Annotated in this window: 17 protein-coding genes; 15 read left to right on the top strand and 2 right to left on the bottom strand. The window is 61.1% G+C overall.

Annotated features, from left to right (window positions below; genetic code table 11):
• Position 1: 1 nt before the first annotated feature.
• On the bottom strand, positions 2–1,162 hold the full coding sequence (locus tag AU252_RS01330) for an acyl-CoA dehydrogenase family protein (protein WP_058929189.1): 1,161 nt from the start codon (positions 1,160–1,162) through the stop codon (positions 2–4).
• Positions 1,159–2,139: an NAD-dependent epimerase/dehydratase family protein gene (locus AU252_RS01325; protein ID WP_058929188.1), complete on the bottom strand. Its 981-nt coding sequence runs from the start codon at positions 2,137–2,139 to the stop codon at positions 1,159–1,161. Before AU252_RS01325 ends, AU252_RS01330 begins: the two co-directional genes overlap by 4 nt.
• A gap of 228 nt (positions 2,140–2,367) precedes the next feature.
• Between AU252_RS01325 and AU252_RS01320 the strand changes: the two genes are divergently transcribed.
• The 15 genes from AU252_RS01320 (at position 2,368) to AU252_RS01250 (ending at position 17,816) form a co-directional block, all read left to right on the top strand.
• Complete coding sequence (locus AU252_RS01320) at positions 2,368–3,168, top strand: GntR family transcriptional regulator (RefSeq protein WP_058929187.1); 801 nt, start codon at positions 2,368–2,370, stop codon at positions 3,166–3,168.
• A complete protein-coding gene (locus AU252_RS01315; RefSeq protein WP_058929186.1) occupies positions 3,165–3,917 on the top strand; it encodes an N-acyl homoserine lactonase family protein in 753 nt (250 codons plus the stop codon). Before AU252_RS01320 ends, AU252_RS01315 begins: the two co-directional genes overlap by 4 nt.
• Positions 3,918–3,968: 51 nt before the next feature.
• The gene (locus AU252_RS01310; RefSeq protein WP_058929185.1) at positions 3,969–5,177 is read left to right on the top strand and encodes an ABC transporter substrate-binding protein; all 1,209 of its coding nucleotides are present in this window, start codon (positions 3,969–3,971) and stop codon (positions 5,175–5,177) included.
• 61 nt (positions 5,178–5,238) lie between these two features.
• On the top strand, positions 5,239–6,105 hold the full coding sequence (locus AU252_RS01305) for a branched-chain amino acid ABC transporter permease (protein WP_058929184.1): 867 nt from the start codon (positions 5,239–5,241) through the stop codon (positions 6,103–6,105).
• Complete coding sequence (locus tag AU252_RS01300; protein ID WP_083510203.1) at positions 6,098–7,177, top strand: branched-chain amino acid ABC transporter permease; 1,080 nt, start codon at positions 6,098–6,100, stop codon at positions 7,175–7,177. Before AU252_RS01305 ends, AU252_RS01300 begins: the two co-directional genes overlap by 8 nt.
• Positions 7,174–7,956, top strand: a complete 783-nt coding sequence (locus tag AU252_RS01295) for an ABC transporter ATP-binding protein (protein ID WP_058929182.1) — start codon at positions 7,174–7,176, stop codon at positions 7,954–7,956. Before AU252_RS01300 ends, AU252_RS01295 begins: the two co-directional genes overlap by 4 nt.
• Entirely contained in the window at positions 7,949–8,668 is a 720-nt protein-coding gene (locus AU252_RS01290) for an ABC transporter ATP-binding protein (protein WP_058929181.1), read from the top strand. Before AU252_RS01295 ends, AU252_RS01290 begins: the two co-directional genes overlap by 8 nt.
• Positions 8,665–9,825, top strand: a complete 1,161-nt coding sequence (locus AU252_RS01285; protein ID WP_240484292.1) for a citramalate synthase — start codon at positions 8,665–8,667, stop codon at positions 9,823–9,825. Before AU252_RS01290 ends, AU252_RS01285 begins: the two co-directional genes overlap by 4 nt.
• A complete protein-coding gene (locus tag AU252_RS01280) occupies positions 9,822–11,033 on the top strand; it encodes a CaiB/BaiF CoA transferase family protein (protein WP_058929180.1) in 1,212 nt (403 codons plus the stop codon). Before AU252_RS01285 ends, AU252_RS01280 begins: the two co-directional genes overlap by 4 nt.
• The gene (locus tag AU252_RS01275; RefSeq protein WP_058929179.1) at positions 11,030–11,818 is read left to right on the top strand and encodes an enoyl-CoA hydratase/isomerase family protein; all 789 of its coding nucleotides are present in this window, start codon (positions 11,030–11,032) and stop codon (positions 11,816–11,818) included. Before AU252_RS01280 ends, AU252_RS01275 begins: the two co-directional genes overlap by 4 nt.
• Positions 11,819–11,823: 5 nt before the next feature.
• Entirely contained in the window at positions 11,824–13,203 is a 1,380-nt protein-coding gene (locus AU252_RS01270) for an MmgE/PrpD family protein (RefSeq protein WP_157768911.1), read from the top strand.
• A complete protein-coding gene (locus AU252_RS01265) occupies positions 13,203–14,729 on the top strand; it encodes a class I adenylate-forming enzyme family protein (protein WP_058929177.1) in 1,527 nt (508 codons plus the stop codon). The genes AU252_RS01270 and AU252_RS01265 overlap by 1 nt, the downstream gene beginning before the upstream one ends.
• An 88-nt stretch (positions 14,730–14,817) precedes the next feature.
• Positions 14,818–15,801, top strand: coding sequence for a tripartite tricarboxylate transporter substrate binding protein (locus AU252_RS01260; protein WP_083510201.1), 984 nt, complete (start codon positions 14,818–14,820; stop codon positions 15,799–15,801).
• Positions 15,801–16,277 (top strand): tripartite tricarboxylate transporter TctB family protein, encoded by a 477-nt coding sequence (locus AU252_RS01255; protein WP_058929175.1) that lies wholly within the window; start codon positions 15,801–15,803, stop codon positions 16,275–16,277. Before AU252_RS01260 ends, AU252_RS01255 begins: the two co-directional genes overlap by 1 nt.
• A 3-nt stretch (positions 16,278–16,280) precedes the next feature.
• Entirely contained in the window at positions 16,281–17,816 is a 1,536-nt protein-coding gene (locus AU252_RS01250) for a tripartite tricarboxylate transporter permease (protein WP_058929174.1), read from the top strand.
• The last annotated feature ends 58 nt before the right edge of the window (positions 17,817–17,874 follow it).

Raw genomic sequence — 17,874 nt, 5'->3', positions numbered from 1 at the left:
CTTAGTAGGATTTGGGCATGCCCAAGGTGTTCTGGGCTATGAAGGCAAGTACGAGGTTGTTGTTCACTGGAGCCACCAGGGGCGCGCGGGCCTCACGGAACTTTCGCTCGATGCCGTACTCGACGGTCAGGCCATACCCTCCGTAGGTGTCCATGCAAGCGTTGGCGGCGGCCCAGAGGGCCTGCGAACTGAGGAGTTTCGCAGCGTTCGCTTCAAAGCCGCAGGGCTTGCCGTCAGCGAAAAGTTCTGCGGCCTTCCAGCGCATGAGGCTGGCGGCTTCGAGCTGCGCGTACGCCTGAGCAATGGGGAACTGGACGCCCTGGTTCTTGCCGATCGGACGGCCAAACACTTCGCGGCTGTTGGCGTAGGTTGAAGCTTTTTCGGTGAACCAGAAGCCGTCGCCGAGGAACTCCGATGTCAGGAGGATACGCTCGGCGTTCATGCCGGAGAGGATGTAGGAGAAACCCTTGCCCTCTTCGCCCACGAGGTTCTCCACTGGAACGCGGAGGTTGTCGAAGAAGATCTGATAGGGGTCGTGGCCGAGCATAGTTCGGATGGGACGGGCTTCAATCTCGTCGCGGCAATCGCGCAGATCCACCAGCAGGCAGCTGAGCCCGTCGGACTTTCGGGTCACCTGATCGTAAGGGGTGGTGCGAACCAGGAGGAGCATCACGTCGGAATGCGCAAACCGGGAAGTAAAGATCTTCCCGCCGTTGACAACGTAGTGGTCGCCGTCGCGCACCGCAGTGGTGCGGATGCGGGTCGTGTCGGTGCCGGCGTCGGCTTCGGTCACGCCAAAGGCCTGAAACCGGATGTCGCCGGATGCAATACCGGGAAAGAAGCGCTGCTTCTGTTCCTCATTGCCGTGGTGCAGGACGGTGCCCATGGTGTAGAGCTGTGCGTGTGCTGCGACGCTGGATCCGCCGGAGCGGTTGATCGTTTCCAGGACGACCGCGGCATCGCTTATCGTGCCCCCGCCCCCGCCGTACTCCTCAGGGATGAGGATGGACAGCCAGCCGGCGTCCGTGAGAGCCGAGACAAACTTTTCGGGGTACTCCCGGGATTCGTCGATCTGTTGCCAGTAGGACTCCGGGAATTTGGCGCACAGGTCCGCCACGGAGGACTGGATATGCTGCTGGTCCTCGGTCAGGTATGAACTCATGATGATCCTTTCAACGGGCCAGACCCGGTCAGGGCCTCGCGGTGAAGTCTTTGGGCATGGGCGACGGTGGCACGCATGCCATCCGCGATGCTGCGGTCAGCCGCCCGGGGGAACGGGGATTCGCCGGTTCCGAGTCCGGTGGGGAAGGGGAGTTGGACGTCGTCGAAGGTGATCGTTCCCTGGGATTGGGGCACGGCCGCGGTGATGGCGTCGACCACATCGCTCATCGTCACCGAGTGTCCGACCAGATCGACGACGCAGGACCCGTCGTAGTCGCTGCGGGACGCGTTGACGAACGATTGCGCGACGTCCTCGACGAACTGGAGCTGCACGTCGCCGCCGTAAGGCATGTGGTAGGGGCGTCCTTCGGCAGCTGCCAGGACGGCAAACGTCGGCTGAGCCGAAACCCCGAAGTCACGACCAGGCCCGTAGACCGTGTGCGGCCGGATCCCGATTGAGGCCACGCCGAAGCTTTTCGCATACAGCGCAGCCGCTTGCTCCCCGGCGCGTTTATAGACGCCGTAGAAAGTCGCCGGCGGGTCCGCAAGGCCCTGCTTTCCACCGGAAGGAGCGTACGCGCCGACCGAGCTCGCATACACCAGAGGACGGCCGGAGCTAAGGGATCGGGCCGCTTCCAACATGACCATCTGGCCAACGACGTTGACCTGTGCACCGAGGACCGGATTGGCCTGGCACGACGGGACTTGCAGCGCAGCAAGGTGGATGATTGCGTCCACCTGGTGCTCGGTAATGATCTCGGTAATCTGAGCAAGATCGGTCACATCGCCAACAACTCGCTCAAGCCGAGCCTCGGAGGTGTCGAGCAGCGCCGCTTTGAGCCGGTGGTCGTCGGTTCCCGCGTCGAGCGCCACGACCCTGGCTCCAGATTGCAGCAGCAGCCGTGTCATCCAAGCTCCGATGCAGCCCAAGGCCCCAGTAACCAGGTAGCAGCCGTCATCTGTGGGGGTTGAAATCATGTGTTTTCTCCGTAGGACGCCGGATGTGGTTGTCGTCACGCCTACTTTTCCAGAATTGTATCCAATCCGCAATAGGTTGCATCGAGATTTCCACCGGCCTACTCTGCTTGCCGCTGAAATCTGCCGGAAATTTGCCCTAGACAAATGTGATGGGAGCCACTAGCGTTCTTAGAAGTGGATCCAATCTATAAAACGCCTGATCCAGTAAGTAACTATTAGGGAGCCGAGATGACCAGCAACGTTGTAGCTGAGGAGGCTCCGCAGCGCCAGGGCAACGATGTCGCTCGAGTGCACGCGGACCTGCGGAGCATGATCCTGGACTGCACGCTCGAGCCTGGTCGGCGAATTTCCCAAACCGAATTGTCGAGGCTGACGGGGGCCGGCCGTACTCCGCTTCGCGAAGCGCTGAGGATGCTGCAGCAAGAGGGCCTCGTCAGGGCGGAGCTCAACAAGGGCATCACCATCGCGGCATTGGACCTCGACGATCTGGATTGCATCTACGCGTACCGGGTTTCCATCGAGGCCGTGGCCGTCAGAATTACCGTGCCGCTGCTGACGGACCTTGAGCTTCATGAGCTCGACCGGACGATCACCCTGATGGGGGCAGCTATCGAGCGAGGTGACCGTGACGAGTTCGAACTCCCGCACCGTCGCTTCCACCAGCTTCTGGTCTCACACGTGCAGGACAGTGCGAGGGCCCGGTTGGCTATTGACGCGGAACGTGCGGAACGTGTCCGACGCCTGCTGATGCAGGGTGACCGGCATTCGCTTGGGAAGGCGGATTCTGAACACCGCGAGATCTTGGCTGCCGCCCATGCGCGGGACGGCGTGGCGGCTTCACGTTTGCTGGCCAGTCACCTAGCCAGGTCCGCGTTTTATGTCGCAGCGCAGTTGGAGCCGACCTACGACACCGTTCTCACGCGCACGGCGCTTCGCACGGTTCTCGGTGAAGAGGTACTGCAGGTTCCGAAGTGGGGTGGGGGCCGGACACCGGTCGGCGCGGGAACCGGACGGGAGAAGGGAGCATGAGCCTGACCATCCGGCCGCTGGGCGTGGGCCAGGTCCTGGACGTACCTCTGGCCTCGATGACACATGGACATGGCTGGGGCGAGAAGATCGAAGCCTCGATGATTATGTTCCTTATTGAGGGAGGCCCTTCGCCGATTCTGGTGGACACGGGGACCCTTGATCCCGAGTTCACGATGAAACATCACGGCCACCATCTGGTGCGCACCCCGGCTTCTGAACCGAGGGCGATTCTGGCGGCTGCGGGCTACGATCTCGAAGACATCAAGACCGTGATTAACACGCACCTGCACTGGGATCACTGTTCCAATAATGAGCTGTTTACGAAAGCGGATTTCATCGTCCAGAAACGTGAGCTTGAGTACGCAATCGATCCCCTTCCGCTCCATCGGAAGGGCTACGAGAAGGTTCCAGGTCTCGTACCTCAATGGATGTCCACGTGGAGCAGGATCCATGCCGTGAGCGGGGACGAGCAGATTGCAGAAGGCGTTCGAGTGGTCTCCCTGCCTGGCCACACACCCGGTTCTCAAGGAGTCCTGGTCGACACGGCCAAGGGTCCCTTTCTCATCGCCGGCGACACCGTGGACCTCCACGCGAACTGGAATGGCTCACCGTCGGTGTCCCACATCCCCTCAAGCATCTACACCAACCTGTTCGAGTACTACGAGTCGTTCCAAAAAATACAGGACCTCGGCTGCTCCGTCATACCCAGCCATGATCCTTCCGTACTGGCCACCGGAGCCTTCGGATAGCCAGGACGCACACCACGTCGAATACCATCAGCCCAATTTTTGGAGAAAACAATGTCGTTTCAGTTTCCAAACAAGCGTGCCACTGCGATGGCAACTGCGCTCGTCGCTCTGACCGCACTCACCGCCTGCGGGGCCGACTCACCATCCGCAAACTCAGCTTCCTGCCAGGACGGGAAGGTCAAAATCGGAGTCTTGCTCCCGTTGTCCGGCCCCGCCGCAGCCTTCGGCCAGGGCGTTCAGCAGTCCATGAACTTCGTCGCCGCTCAGACCAACAAGAGCGGAGGAATCGAAGTAGGCGACAGCAAATGCACGATCGAACTCCTCGAATATGACACCAAGGGCACAGCAGAGCAGGCCAGCGCCGGCATCAATAAACTGATCAGTGAGGGCGCCACGTTTGTTTACGGCCCCAACCTCTCCCACGAGGTCACAGCCGTGTTGCCTATCGCCGTCCGCAACAACATCCTCATGTTCGAAGCAAGCTACTCGAGCACTGGGATGTCTAAAGACATGCCACTGGTCTTCGGTGCCGTTACGACACCATCCGGATTCTCCGGCCCCATGACTGAGTGGGTCGCCAAAACCTACCCCAACGTGAAGAAGGTCGCTGTCGTTGTCCCGGACAACCAGGGCGGCAAGGACACCGCGACCATCAACCAAAAGGCCTACGGTGCGGCTGGCATTGATGCTGCAGTTGTTCCCTTCGCCGAGGGAACAGAGGACTTCGCACCCTTCATTGATCGCCTCCTGCGCGACAAGCCCGACGCGGTGGATCTCGCCTCCACCCCTCCCGGTGGCGCTGGCGTCATCATCAAACAACTTCGCCAGGCAGGCTTCGCCGGGCCTGTCGGACGAATCGGCGGGGAGTCCATGGCCGCGATCACCAATGCGGTGGGCAGCGCCGAGGCACTCGGCGACTTCTTCTACTACGCCCCGGTTAACCTCGAATCAGCCCCCGTCAAGGAATACCAAGAGCAGTTCAAGGCGGAATTCGGCAAGGAGCCGCTGCCCGTCTCCGCACAGCTTCTTCCCGCGGCTCGGTTGCTCGTCAAGGCGATCGACGCGGCCGACTCGACCGACCCGGCAGAAGTGGCCAAGGCCCTCGAGAAGCTCCCAATTGACGACCCAACACAGGGCAAAGGCGTGTGGGGCGGCAAGGAATTCTACGGAATCAACCACGAGATCATCAACGATTTCTACGCAGGCCGCTACCAGAACGGCAAGGTTACCTTGACCCCGCTCCAGGTTAGCGAAAAGTGAGAGCGCGCCTCTCGACCCTTCCTTTGAATCACACACATCCCCAAAGAACGGAGTGACCTCAGTGGACACCCTAGTTCAAGCAACTGTCAACGGACTCGCCCTGGGCGCTCAGTACGCGCTCCTCGCCCTCGGATTCTCCCTCGTGTTCGGCGTCCTGGGCGTAATCAATTTCGCCCACGGAGCCTTCTACGTTCTCGGTGGCTACTTCACATACTCACTCATGACCGGTCTGGGCCTGCCCTACGCACTGGCACTCATCGCAGCTGTTCTCGGGGTCGCCGCCGTCGGTTACGTCATGGAGCTGCTGCTCATCGAGAAGATCGTCGACAACCACGAGGGGACACTTATCGTTTCGCTGGGCTTCTACTTCGTAGTGATCGCCGCGCTCACACTGTTCTACGGCCCCGAGGCCGTTCCGGTGAGGTTTCCGGTGGACTCGGTCCTGAGGCTAGAGGGCTTCTACATACCGGTTGCGCGGCTAATCGTCATCGCGGTATCCGCCGTTGCGGTCCTGGGGCTGTGGTTCCTGCTCTACCGGAGCAAGCACGGGATCGCACTGCGGGCGCTGTCCGAGAATCGGGACGTGGCGACAATGCAGGGACTGCGTCCGCGGGTCTACTTCCCGCTCGCCGTCGCCTTGTCCGCTGCATTGGCGGGCCTGGCCGGCGGACTGGTTACGCCCATCTTCACACTGGAACCGCCGGTGGGTGAAGCAGCGCTGATGGTCTCTTTCCTGGTTGTCGTCCTCGGCGGACTTGGCAGCCTCGTCGGAGCTGCTTCAGCTGCGGTCGGCGTCGGCCTTGTCGAAGCGATTGCAGGAACCTACCTGGATGGCTCCCTGACCCGCCTGCTGCTTTTCGTGATCGTCCTGGCGCTGCTGCTCTTCAGGCCGTCGGGGATCGCCGGAAGGAGTCTTCGTGATGCCTAGCTCAGCAGCCTCCCCCGAGCGAACTCCCGCGACGCCGGCTCCATCCCGATCCATGCGCACCCCCAAACGACTCCTGAATCGGATCCCCATAGCTGAGGTTGCCGTCGTCGTCGCCCTGGTCCTGCTACTGGTAGTTCCACTACCCAAACAGAACCTCCAGCTGATCTCACAGCTAAACCAGATGGTGACAGTTCTCGGTGCCGCCCTAAGCGTGTATGTGATGCTGCGGCTCAAGCTGCTGAATTTCGGGACCCCGGCGTTTATGGCCATCGGTGGCTACGCCGCTGCGCTGACAGCAATACACATCACACCAAACCTGGTCGTCCTTATCCTGGTCAGCCTGATAGTACCGGCCGTGGCGGCCCTTCCCTTCGGCGTTATCACGATGCGGCTGCGGGGCACGTATTTTGCGCTTGTCTCATTCCTGATCGGCCAGGTTGTCTATCTGCTGATCATCGCGACTGATTTTCTCGGAGGCACTGACGGGCTGACCGCCATCCCGGCGCCCACGCTCGGAAATCAGGTGCTGGGAGACGCCATCAGCGGCCTGCGGATCGGCGCAGTAGTCAGCCTCATCGCCGTCGTCCTGGTCGTCATTTTCACCGTGACGAATGGGCGGCGAATCGACTCGCTGCGGAGCAACGAAGTGCTTGCGACCTCGCTGGGTCTTCGGAACTGGCCAGTTCGTCTGGCGTCCTTCGTCCTATCCAGTTCCGTTGCCGGACTGTCCGGATTCTTATTGGTCAACACCTTGACCACCGCGCACCCTTCCTCGTTCTCAACGTTGAGTGGCGTGAACTACGTTGCATACGTCGTCGTGGGCGGAGCAGCATCGGTTCTCGGCCCCGTCCTCGGGACTGCGCTGCTGGTCTACCTCATCGTGCAGTTTGCGTCAGAAGGGGTCTACGCCGGCGCTCTCCTCGGAGCCCTGCTCATCCTGACGTCGCTGTTTCTGCCCAGGGGTGTTACCGGCTCCTTCCGTGACGCGGCCGCCTGGCTGAGAAGGCGATCCAGATCAAACCGCGCCCGCGTTGACGATCACGAAGATACGATCGAAAAGGAGAAGGTATGACACACGCTTCAGCCGTGCAGCCGTCCCAGCACAAAACACTGGAAATCATCGGTCTGTCGAAATCATTCGGCGGCGTCCACGCTGTCAGGGATGTCTCCCTGACGTTGGAAAAAGGCCAAGTCCTCGGGGTCATAGGACCCAACGGTGCGGGAAAAACGTCACTGGTTAACACGATCTCGGGGCGTCAGCGACCCACCAGTGGCTCGGTTCTGCTCGACGGGCGCGAGGTCGCCGGCAAGCCTGCCTACACCCTAAACCGACGAGGACTGGCACGCAGCTATCAGCAGGCCAACGTCTTCGCTGAGGTAACTGTCCAGGAGAATATCGCGCGTGCCGGCGAGTTTGCCGGCAAACGTGCTATCGACGTCGACGAATTCGTGCAGTCGACCGGACTTGACACCGTGTGGAGCACGCGAGCCGGAGCACTGCCCTACGGACAGCAGAAAATCCTTGGCCTCGTCATGACCATCCACACAGGACCATCGATCCTGCTTCTGGACGAACCGGCCGCCGGGCTCGAAATGTCGGAAAGGTTCCGCATCGACCACCTGGTCAAGGAGACCACAAAGAGAGGCTGCGCCGTCCTGATTGTGGAACATGACATGGATCTGATCCGCCGACTGTGTCCGAACATCCTGGTTATGGACAGCGGCGCAGTACTCGCTGAAGGCATCACCAATGAGGTACTCGCTAGACCTGATGTGCTGGAGGCCTACCTCGGAACCTCATCGCCTTCCACTCACATGGCAGACCCAGCTGAAGGAGCCACCGATGACTGACACCAGGAGAGACGAAGAGCTCCTTGCTGTACGGGACCTCGTCGTGAATTACGGGCCCATCCGCGCCGTGAGCGGCGTGAGCATCGGTGTCCACAGGGGAGAGACTGTTGTTCTCTGCGGGGCTAACGGTGCCGGCAAGTCGACCACGATCAAGGCAATCATGGGTTCCGTCCCCGCCTCCTCAGGGTCCGTCCACCTCGATGGTCAGCCGATCACGACAGTGAGCGCTGCCCTGCGCGCACGCCGGGGCATCCGGCTGTCACCGGAAGGCCGCCAGGTCTTCGCCACCATGACAGTAGAAGAAAACATTCGTATCGGAGCTCACCAACTGAAAGCAACCGACCGGAACACCCGCGTAGAAGAGCTCTTCGATACCTTCCCGCTGCTCGCCGAACGTCGACGAAGCCGCGCGGGCGACCTCAGCGGCGGTCAGCAGCAGATTGTAGCAATGGGCCGCGCGATGGCATCTCGCCCAAGACTCCTCCTCCTGGATGAGCCGTTTCTGGGCCTGGCCCCTATTTGGATCGCGTCGGTCAGTGATGCGATCCGAACCGTCCAGGCAGCTGGGACTGCGCTGTTGATCTCCGAACAGATGGCACGCCCAGCACTCGAACTCGCGGATCGAGGCTACGTCCTCAAGCACGGCTCAATCGCGCGACGAGGGACCGCAGATGAAGTCCGAAGTATGGCACTCGCAGAGGAGTACGTGTGAACACCCCGTCAGAAAAACGGAAACAGCACCGCTACCCGGCGGTACGGATCAACGAAGAGCTCATGCGCGAGGGCATGCAGATCGAGAGCGCAGAAATCCGCCTTGAGGACAAGGTGAGGTTGTTGGAAGCTCTCTCGCAAACCGGCCTCAAGTACATCGTCGCTGGCTCTTTCGTAAGCCCGCGGTGGACGCCCCAGATGGCCGAGGTCGACGCGCTGCTCGACAAGTTCACCCCGGTGCCCGGCGTGAACTATTCCGCATTGGCACTAAACAGCCGCGGCGCCGAAAGGGCACAAGTGCATACGCCGCCGCTATCGCCTGGTGATGGGCTGCCCCGCACCTTCGTGCATGTGTGTGACGTCTTCGTCCGCCGTAACGCAAACCGCTCTCAGGCCGATGAGATTAGTTCCTGGCCGGACACGGTGCAGCGAGCTGTCGCCGAGGGAAAGATCGAGGCCGGCATCGGAATCAACGCCGCCTGGGGGTCAAACTGGTTGGGCGAGTTCAGCCTGTCTGAGCGAATGGATCTCCTCGAAAAGCAACACCGGCTTTGGACCGCTGCCGGCATCCGCGTAGCAGAAGTGGTGATCGGTGACCCGATGGGTTGGAACATGCCCGACGCCGTCGAGGAGCAACTCTTGGCCATTCGTTCCACTTGGCCTGAAATTACCCGCTTCCATCTCCATCTGCACAACCAGCGCGGCACCGCACCTATCTCGATTTACGCGGCTCTGCGGACACTCACGGAGGAATGCGAACTCATCCTCGACACAACCGTCGGCGGAATTGGCGGATGCCCATACTGCGGAAACGGACGTGCCACCGGGATGATGCCCACCGAGGACCTGGTAGACCTGCTGCACGAACTTGGCATCGAGACCGGTGTTGACCTCGACGCACTGATCGAGGTAGTCATTCTCACCGAGGAAATCATCGGGCACCCTACAGACACTCACGTGGCACGAACAGGTCCCCGTCCCCGGGGAGAGCGCCTCTACGCCATGGACATGCCTTTTGTTGAAACTTTCGAGCAGGCGCAACACTTCCGCGTTGGGCCGAGCGCCTATGCAGGGGCTCCATCACCATGGAAGTCCGTCATCACATCTCCGTCCCGCGACCGGCTGGGGCTCCAACAAGATAAGGCAGGTGCGTCATGAATTCGCTCACCGGAATTCGCGTTGTCGACCTGACTGCAAGCGTTGCGGGTCCCTTCGCCACGCAAATACTGGGCGACCTCGGGGCCGACGTCATCAAAATCGAGCGCGTCGGAACGGGGGATGACACACGAGCATGGGGACCGCCATTCTGGCAAGGCGAAAGCGCATCTTTCCTGGCGCTGAACCGCAACAAGAGAAGCCTCAGCGTCGACGTCAAGACTCCGGAGGGCCGCAAAATAGTTCGCGAACTCCTGGACACCGCCGACGTGTTCATCCAGAACCTCAGGCCGGGCGCAGCAGCAAAACTGGGCTTCTCCCGGGAAGAGCTCGCTAAGACCAACCCCGGAATCATCGTCTGCGACATCAGCGGATTCGGTCCACGCGGTGCGATGAAGGATGACCCGGCCTATGACCCGCTGCTGCAAGGCTTCGGCGGTCTGATGAGTCTGACTGGTGAGCAGGGCGGGCCGCCGGTGCGCATCCCGGCTTCCATCCTCGATCAGGGCACGGCCATGTGGAGCGTTATCGGCATCCTCGAAGCCCTGCGGACACGCGATCGCACCGGCGTGGGATCCCTGGTCCAGACGTCGCTGCTCGGCTCAGCGCTGCAATGGCTGCCCGCCCAGGTCACCGGGTACCTCGCTGACGGGACGATCCCTCAGCGGCTCGGTTCCGGCACGGTAGGGATCGCCCCGTACCAAGCGTTCGCAACGGCTGACGGGCACCTCATCATTGCCGCCGGTAACGACAGGCTGTACGACCGGCTGTGCAGCATGCTCGAACGGCCGGACCTTCTTACCGATGAACGATTCGTGGACAATCCAAGTCGAGTCCGCAACCGGGTCGAGCTCGCATTTGAGATCGAGAAGTCAACCAAGTCCTTCGAGACCGAAGAGCTTGCCGCTGCCCTATCAGCGGTCGACGTGCCCGTAGCGGCCATCCACACGCTCGACCAGGTACTGGCCCACGACCAGGTTCATGCGCTTGGCCTTATCCACGAATACCCCCACCCGCGGATTTCTGACTACCAAACCATGGCCACGCCAGTGGAGTTCGACGGCTCGTTCACCCCGGTCCGTCACGTCCCCCCGCTATTGGGCCAGCACACGGTAGAGGTGCTGTCCGACCTAGGGTACGACCAAAAAGCCATCGATGAACTCGTTGCTGAGGGCGTCGTCGACACCGATTCGAAAGCAGAGCACCAATGAGCAACGTTGAAGAGGAAGTACTGTTCGAAATCCGGGACAGGGTCGCCTATATCACCATGAACCGGCCCGAAAGCCGCAACGCATTAAGCCAAGCGGTAGTAGCTCGCCTGGCCGAGGTGTTTACCGTGGCAGCGGAGGACAACGACGTTTGGGCCATCGTCCTGACAGGGGCGGGGGATCGCGCGTTCTGCGCCGGCGGGGACCTTAAGGAGCTGAATCAGATCGCTCAGGAAGGCCGACGATTCCCCGTGCCGATGACAGGCACCGAAAGGAATCTGTTCGAGCTGGTGCTGGAAGTGGGCAAGCCGACCATCGCGTCCCTTAACGGCCCAGCGGTGGCTGGCGGATTCGAACTGGCTCTTGCATGCGACATCAGGATAGCTGCCGAGCACTCGACTATAGGTATGCCTGAAGCCAAGCGTGGAATGGGCGCGAACTTCGCCACTGTGTTGCTGCCCAGGCTGGTTCCCCGGTCCGTGGCGCTTTCCATGCTGTACACCGGCGAACTCATGGCACCCTCGGAAGCCTTGCATTGGGGCTTGGTCAATGCCGTGCATCCGGCTGATCAGCTGGCAAAGGAGACCGAAGAATTTGTCCGGAGTATCGTCGCGAACGCGCCCCTGGCTCTCCGACGCTACAAGGAGATGGTCACGAAGGGCTGGGAGCTCTCGGTCCAGGCAGCGCTACGGCTCAATGTGGGACCGAACCCTTACCTGAGCGCTGACCGTGAAGAAGGTGTCCGCGCCTTCATCGAAAAGCGGGCGCCCCGATGGGAAGGGAAATGACGCAGATGAGCGAAATGCAAAACGCCGGCCTCACCCATCGTCTGGCAGAATTCATCGTTGGTTTCGCCGCCTCAGGGGTTACCGATGAGAGTCTGCGCGAAGCCGAGCGGGCCTTCATCGATACGATCGGTGTCGCCATCGCCGCCTCAGGTGATGAAACCATGACCAGGTTGCTGGAGGCCCTCGACACCCATGCATCGGTCGGTCCCGCACGGTCCCTTATCGGCTCGCCGTCCCGTCAGCCCGCTCAGATGGCGCTGGTTAACGGAACCGCTAGCCACGCCTTGGACTTCGACGACGTTACCGAAGAGATCCAGGGACACCCCAGCACTGTGCTGGTTCCGGTCGCCCTGGCAGTGGGTGAGGAAATCGGGGCCGGCGGTCGCGACGTGCTTGAAGCCTATTTGGTCGGTTACCACACGGAGTTCCTGCTTGCGAGCATCCTCGACGGCCCCAAGCACTACGCCCTCGGCTGGCATGCCACAGCGACCCTGGGTGTCATCGGCGCAGCTGCAGCTTCGGCGTACTTGTACAAGCTCGGCGTTGAGCAAACTGTGATGGCACTGGCAATTTCCGGGACCATGGCAGCCGGCAGCCGTCGCAATTTCGGGACCATGACAAAACCCCTCCACGCAGGTCTGGCAGCCTCGCACGGCATCGAGGCCGCGCAGCTCGCCCGCGCCGGGTTTACCGCCAGCGAGGTCATGCTCGAGGCGCAATACGGCTTCCTGGGTCTGTTTGGCCTCGGCACGGATCTCGCCCGGGCCGACACAATCAGTGTGCCCATCCACGGGCTGGGCGAGCACAAGCTCTCCGTCAAGAAGTACCCGGCGTGCTTCAACACACACCGCACCATCGACGCGGTCCTGGACTGTGGTCCCCTCGACGCCGGTGACGTGGAACGAATCGAGGTCACCGTGCAAACCGCCGGGCTGGAACCGCTGATCCATCACCGGCCGACCACCGGCCTCGAGGCGAAATTCAGCCTCGAGTACACCGCAGCAGCAGCCCTTTTCGATGGGGGCGTCTCCCTTGAATCATTTGAAAACGCAGCTGTGAATAGGCCTGACCTCCAAGCCCTGCTGCGCAAAGTCTCGGTCACCGAAAGCCCGACACCGCCAACAGGGTCACCCGGCTGGCATGCAGGCTACTCGTGCGTTTCAGTCGTGATGCGCGATGGAAACGTCGTTAGCTCACGCCGCGATCAACCCCGTGGCCATGCCAGTGCACCCCTAACGGACGCGGAGCTGCACGAAAAGTTCGTCGACTGTGTCCAGTACACCACCGGGGATAAGCAGGAGCAGCTCCTCGCCGCGCTTGACAACCTGCGGGCAGTCAGCGACATCCGGGAACTCCCTTTCCCCACCATGAGAGAAGGCGTCTGATGATATCTGCCCTAACCGGCCCGGGGGACATCCTGCCGGCTTCCAGTGCCAACTTCGGCGACAAGACCGCACTGATTACGGCCCCGCTGACCCTAAGCTACACCGAACTTGAGGACATCTCGGCCCGGGTCGCCGGTGGTCTGCGCGACCTCGGTGTCAAAGAAGGCGATGTCGTCTCGCTCTTCAGCCCCAACCGTTGGGAATGGATCGTCGCGTATCACGCCGTACTGCGCCTTGGCGCGGTCGTGAACCCGATCAACGGCATGCTGACGCTCGAGGAAGTACGATTCATCCTCAAGGACTGCGAAGCCGTAGCAATCCTTACCACCGCTGATAATGCCCAGGACATCGCTGCGCACGCTGATCCGGGCTTGGCCCTGCAGCACATCATCAGTTTCGATCCCGAGGACTCCGGCCTGGTGACGTTCGATTCGCTGATCCGCGCGGCCAGGATCGAGGAGAACGTCGTCGTGGATCCCCTCGCCACCTCCACCATCGGATACACCTCCGGCACCACCGGCCACCCCAAGGGCGCCGAGCAGTCACACCGCGCCGTCCTGCTCAACTGCGCCATGACAGCAACGATGCACGCACGCACGGACCGGGACGTCGTAGTCACCGGACTTCCCACTCCGCACGTTTACGGCAATGTGAGTGTCAACAGCACATTCATGGCGGGAGGAACAGTGGTGCTGATGGACCGCTTCGATGCCCCCAAGGCGTTGGGCCTGATCGAAAAACACTCCGCGACCATGATCGAGGGCGTTCCGGCCATGTACTCCATGATGTTGGCCGATCCAGCGATAGAAGCCCACGACCTCAGCTCACTGACCCGTTCCACGGTGGGTGGGCAGACAATCGCCACCAGCACGGTGGAGGCCTGGCAAAACATCACCGGCGCGCGGCTGATCGAGCTGTGGGGCATGACAGAAGTCGCCGGCCTGGGTGCCACCCATTCCGTGTATGCGCCGCCGGTGCCGGGATCAATTGGCGTTAGCCTGCCCGGTGTCGAACTGCGGATCGCCAACCTGGACGACGTCACAAGGGAGGCCGAACGGGGGACCCCAGGCGAATTGATGGTGCGCGGCCCGATTGTCATGAATGGGTACTACCGAAACCCGGTAGAAACCAAGAAGAACATCGAAAGTGACGGCTGGCTGCATACCGGGGACATCGCCAGGATGGACGACACCGGCCACGTCTTCATCGTCGACCGGCGCAAGGACATGATCATCACCGCGGGCTATAACGTCTACCCGGCCGAGATCGAACGGGTCGTAGCCGGACACCCCGCCGTAGCACTCGTCGCAGTAGGCCCTTTGCCCGATGAAGTACGAGGCGAACTCGCCTGCGCCTACGTCGTCCTAAAACATGGAACAAGCGTCACCGAAGAAGAGCTCATCAACTTCACCAAGGACCACCTGGCACCCTACAAACGTCCCCGTTTAATCAAGTTCGTCAAAAGCCTTCCGCAAACCTCAACGGGCAAGATCATGCGCCGAAAACTAGCCGACGCTTCGCCCTAAACCTGTCGTTATAAGCAACGACTTCCGCCCGTCAAAGACGGGCCGGACCAAGCCGATCAGTGGCGCTTCGGGCGCCAGCAGGGAAATCATGCGTATCAAAAAGATAGTACTGGCCATAGCTGTTGTGAGCAGCGCTGCCGCATCGCTGACTGGTTGCGCTCAGCAAGGGGGCGGGAGCGCGGAGAGCGCCTACCCTGAGGGGCCCGTTAAGGTCCTGGTGCCTTTTGCCCCGGGTTCAGCCACGGACGTGCTGGCACGAATTTGGGCCGACTGCTACGAGCGCGAACTCGGCTCACCGTTCGTGGTCGAAAACAGGGAAGGTGGCAGCGGATCCATTGGTATGACTGAAGCCGCGGCTTCCAAGCCGGACGGCTACACCGTCGTGTTCGGCAGCTCGAGCAGTGCCGTCATCACACCGTTCAATACCAAGGGTGCCGCCTACACCGTCGATTCATTCACCCCGGTTGGACAAGTCGCGCTGACGAACCTATATGTGGCTGTTCCGAAGGACAGCCCCATCAACTCGATCGAGGATCTGGTTGAAAAAGGTAAAACTTCGACTCTCGTCGTCGCTGACAGTGGCAAGACGACACTGTCCGGCCTCGTGACAGAAGGGCTTGCGCGAAATTACGGCATCACAGTCAACCACGTCACGCCGTCGAGCATGGCAGAAATCAAACGTGGGCTGGACCAGGGTGACTACGACATGGGCCTCGTCACTGTCGACAAGCAAACCGTCCCTTGGGTTCTGAACAAGGATCTGAAGGCTCTGGCAGTCATTGGCAAGAGTTCACCCAAATGGGCGCCGGAGTTGAAGACGCTGGACGAGCTCGGTTTCGGCGAGGGGCAGCTCGCAGGGCCCGGCAATCTAGGCTATTGGGCAGTTCCGGCCAAAACCGACGGATCGATCGTTGACAAACTTGAGGCGACGGCCGCCACCTGCCTCCGGGATGCCCGTGTGCAAGAGACCATTGGGGAGTTCTCCCTTCCTGCGGAGCCGATGGCATCGGCGAAGATCCAGGAATCCCTGCACTCGACGGCTAAATCGCTTGAAGGACTGGCGAAACCCTGATGAGGGAGCGCCAGATGATCGGGTGGCGGGGCGCGGCTGCTCAACAAATGTATTGCGCTGCGGCACTCAGTCTTGCCGCCGTTGCGCTGATGGTCATGAGCCTGCCGTTGGGTCTGTCCGAGAACGGTCAAATGGGTTCAGGGTTATGGCCCTTCTTGGCGGCCTCACTCCTCCTGGTTTCCGCGGTCGCCATGGTTTTCGGCAAACCCCCCAAGCTCGATCACGAGCGGCCGGGCTTCCCGGTTTGGTCGTTTGTCCTCGCAATCGCGGTCCTTTTTGGGTTCGCGGTCCTGCTGACGTCCATGGGTATTTTCACTGCCTCGACGGTCGCAGCCTTCATTTGGCTGAGGTTCCTGGCCGGTGAATCTTGGCGGCTTTCAGCAATCATTGCAGTCGCCTTGGGTGCAATTGTCTATGGACTATTTATCCAGGTCCTGAACATTCCTCTTCCCGTCGACGCTTTCCTCCCGAGGTAGAACATGGACATGATCGAATCTTTCGCTGAAGGTTTCGCGGTCGCGGCAACCCCGCTGAATTTGCTGCTCGTTCTGCTCGGCGTGTTCCTGGGGATGGTAATCGGCGTACTGCCCGGTCTCGGGCCGACCACGACGATTGCGATCTTGCTGCCAATCACGTTCGCCCTCGAAGCGCCGAGTGCGATTATCCTCCTGGCCGGTATCTATTACGGTGCAATGTACGGAGGGACCATCACCTCGGTGTTAGTGAAGGTTCCAGGCGAGATCGCATCCGTAGTGACCACCTTTGATGGGCACCCCATGGCCAAGCAGGGGCGTTCGGGGCCGGCGCTGGGAATCGCTGCGATCGGCTCCTTCGTGGGCGGCATTGTGGCGACCTTTGTCCTGGTTCTTCTGGCCCAGCCTTTGGCGCGGGTCGCAGAACGCTTCGGGGCACCGGAACTGTTCATGGTGGCCGTTGTCGGCATACTTTTGGTCCTCGCAATGGGCGGTCAGTCGCTGGCCAAGTCTGGCGTGATGGTCGCGGCCGGTCTACTGGTCGCAAGCGTCGGTCAAGATCCCGTCACCGGCACGGCAAGGTTCACGTTCGGTTCCCTGGAAGCGCTGAGCGGCTTGGACATCGTCGCCGTTGCAATGGGTCTCTTCGGGATCGGTGAGGTGCTTGCCAACCTTAAGCACAATGAATCCCAGACGCCCGTGGCAGCGAAGGTCCACGGCGTATGGCCGACGAAATCCGACTTCCGGCAGTCGGCGGGGCCGATCGCACGCGGCACGCTTATCGGCTCTGTGATCGGGCTTTTGCCCGGTGGCGGAAGTGTCCTCTCTTCCATGGCGTCGTACGCAGCCGAAAAGCGGATTTCCAAGACCCCGGAACGCTTCGGCAAGGGCGCGATCGAGGGAGTGGCGGGGCCGGAAACGGCCAACAATGCGGGTTCGACGATGAGTTTTTTGCCCCTGCTTACGCTTGGCCTGCCTACCGGAACCGTGATGGCTCTCCTGTACGGTGCCCTGTTACTCCAGGGAGTTACGCCCGGGCCTACCCTCGTTGCGGATCATCCGGACATCTTCTGGGGCGTGATGGCTTCGATGCTGATCGGAAACCTCATGCTGTTGGCCCTCAATCTACCGCTGCTCGGATTCTTCGTCCGACTGCTGCGGGTCCGTGCGGGCATCATCGCCGCCATCACCGTCGTGGTGACCCTGATCGGTGTGTACTCGCTAAACAACAGCATGTTCGATGTTGTGACATGCGTTGTGGCAGGGATTGTGGGCTACGGCCTGCGACGTCTCGACTTCAGCCCCGGCCCGCTTGTGCTGGCTGCCGTCTTGGGCAGCATTCTCGAGATCAACCTGCGGAACTCGCTGGCCATCTCCGGTGGCGACGCAGCTGTGTTCTTGACCCGGCCGATCTCCTTGACGCTAGTGCTGGCGGTGATTCTCGTCCTTATCGCAGGACCGGTAGTGAGGCGTCTCGGTAAACGAAGAGTAAACAAGGTCCTGGCGGAAGTGGCTGGAAGCGATACGCCGACCCGCGTCTAGGAACCTTGGCCAACGCCACACAAAGCAATATCTTGAGCGACCACTATCGGCCGTTCAA

The sequence above is a fragment of the Pseudarthrobacter sulfonivorans genome (assembly GCF_001484605.1).
In the GTDB taxonomy this organism is placed as follows: domain Bacteria; phylum Actinomycetota; class Actinomycetes; order Actinomycetales; family Micrococcaceae; genus Arthrobacter; species Arthrobacter sulfonivorans_A.
Note: the sequence above shows the minus strand (reverse complement) of the source record. Positions and strands in the feature narration are given on the sequence as shown.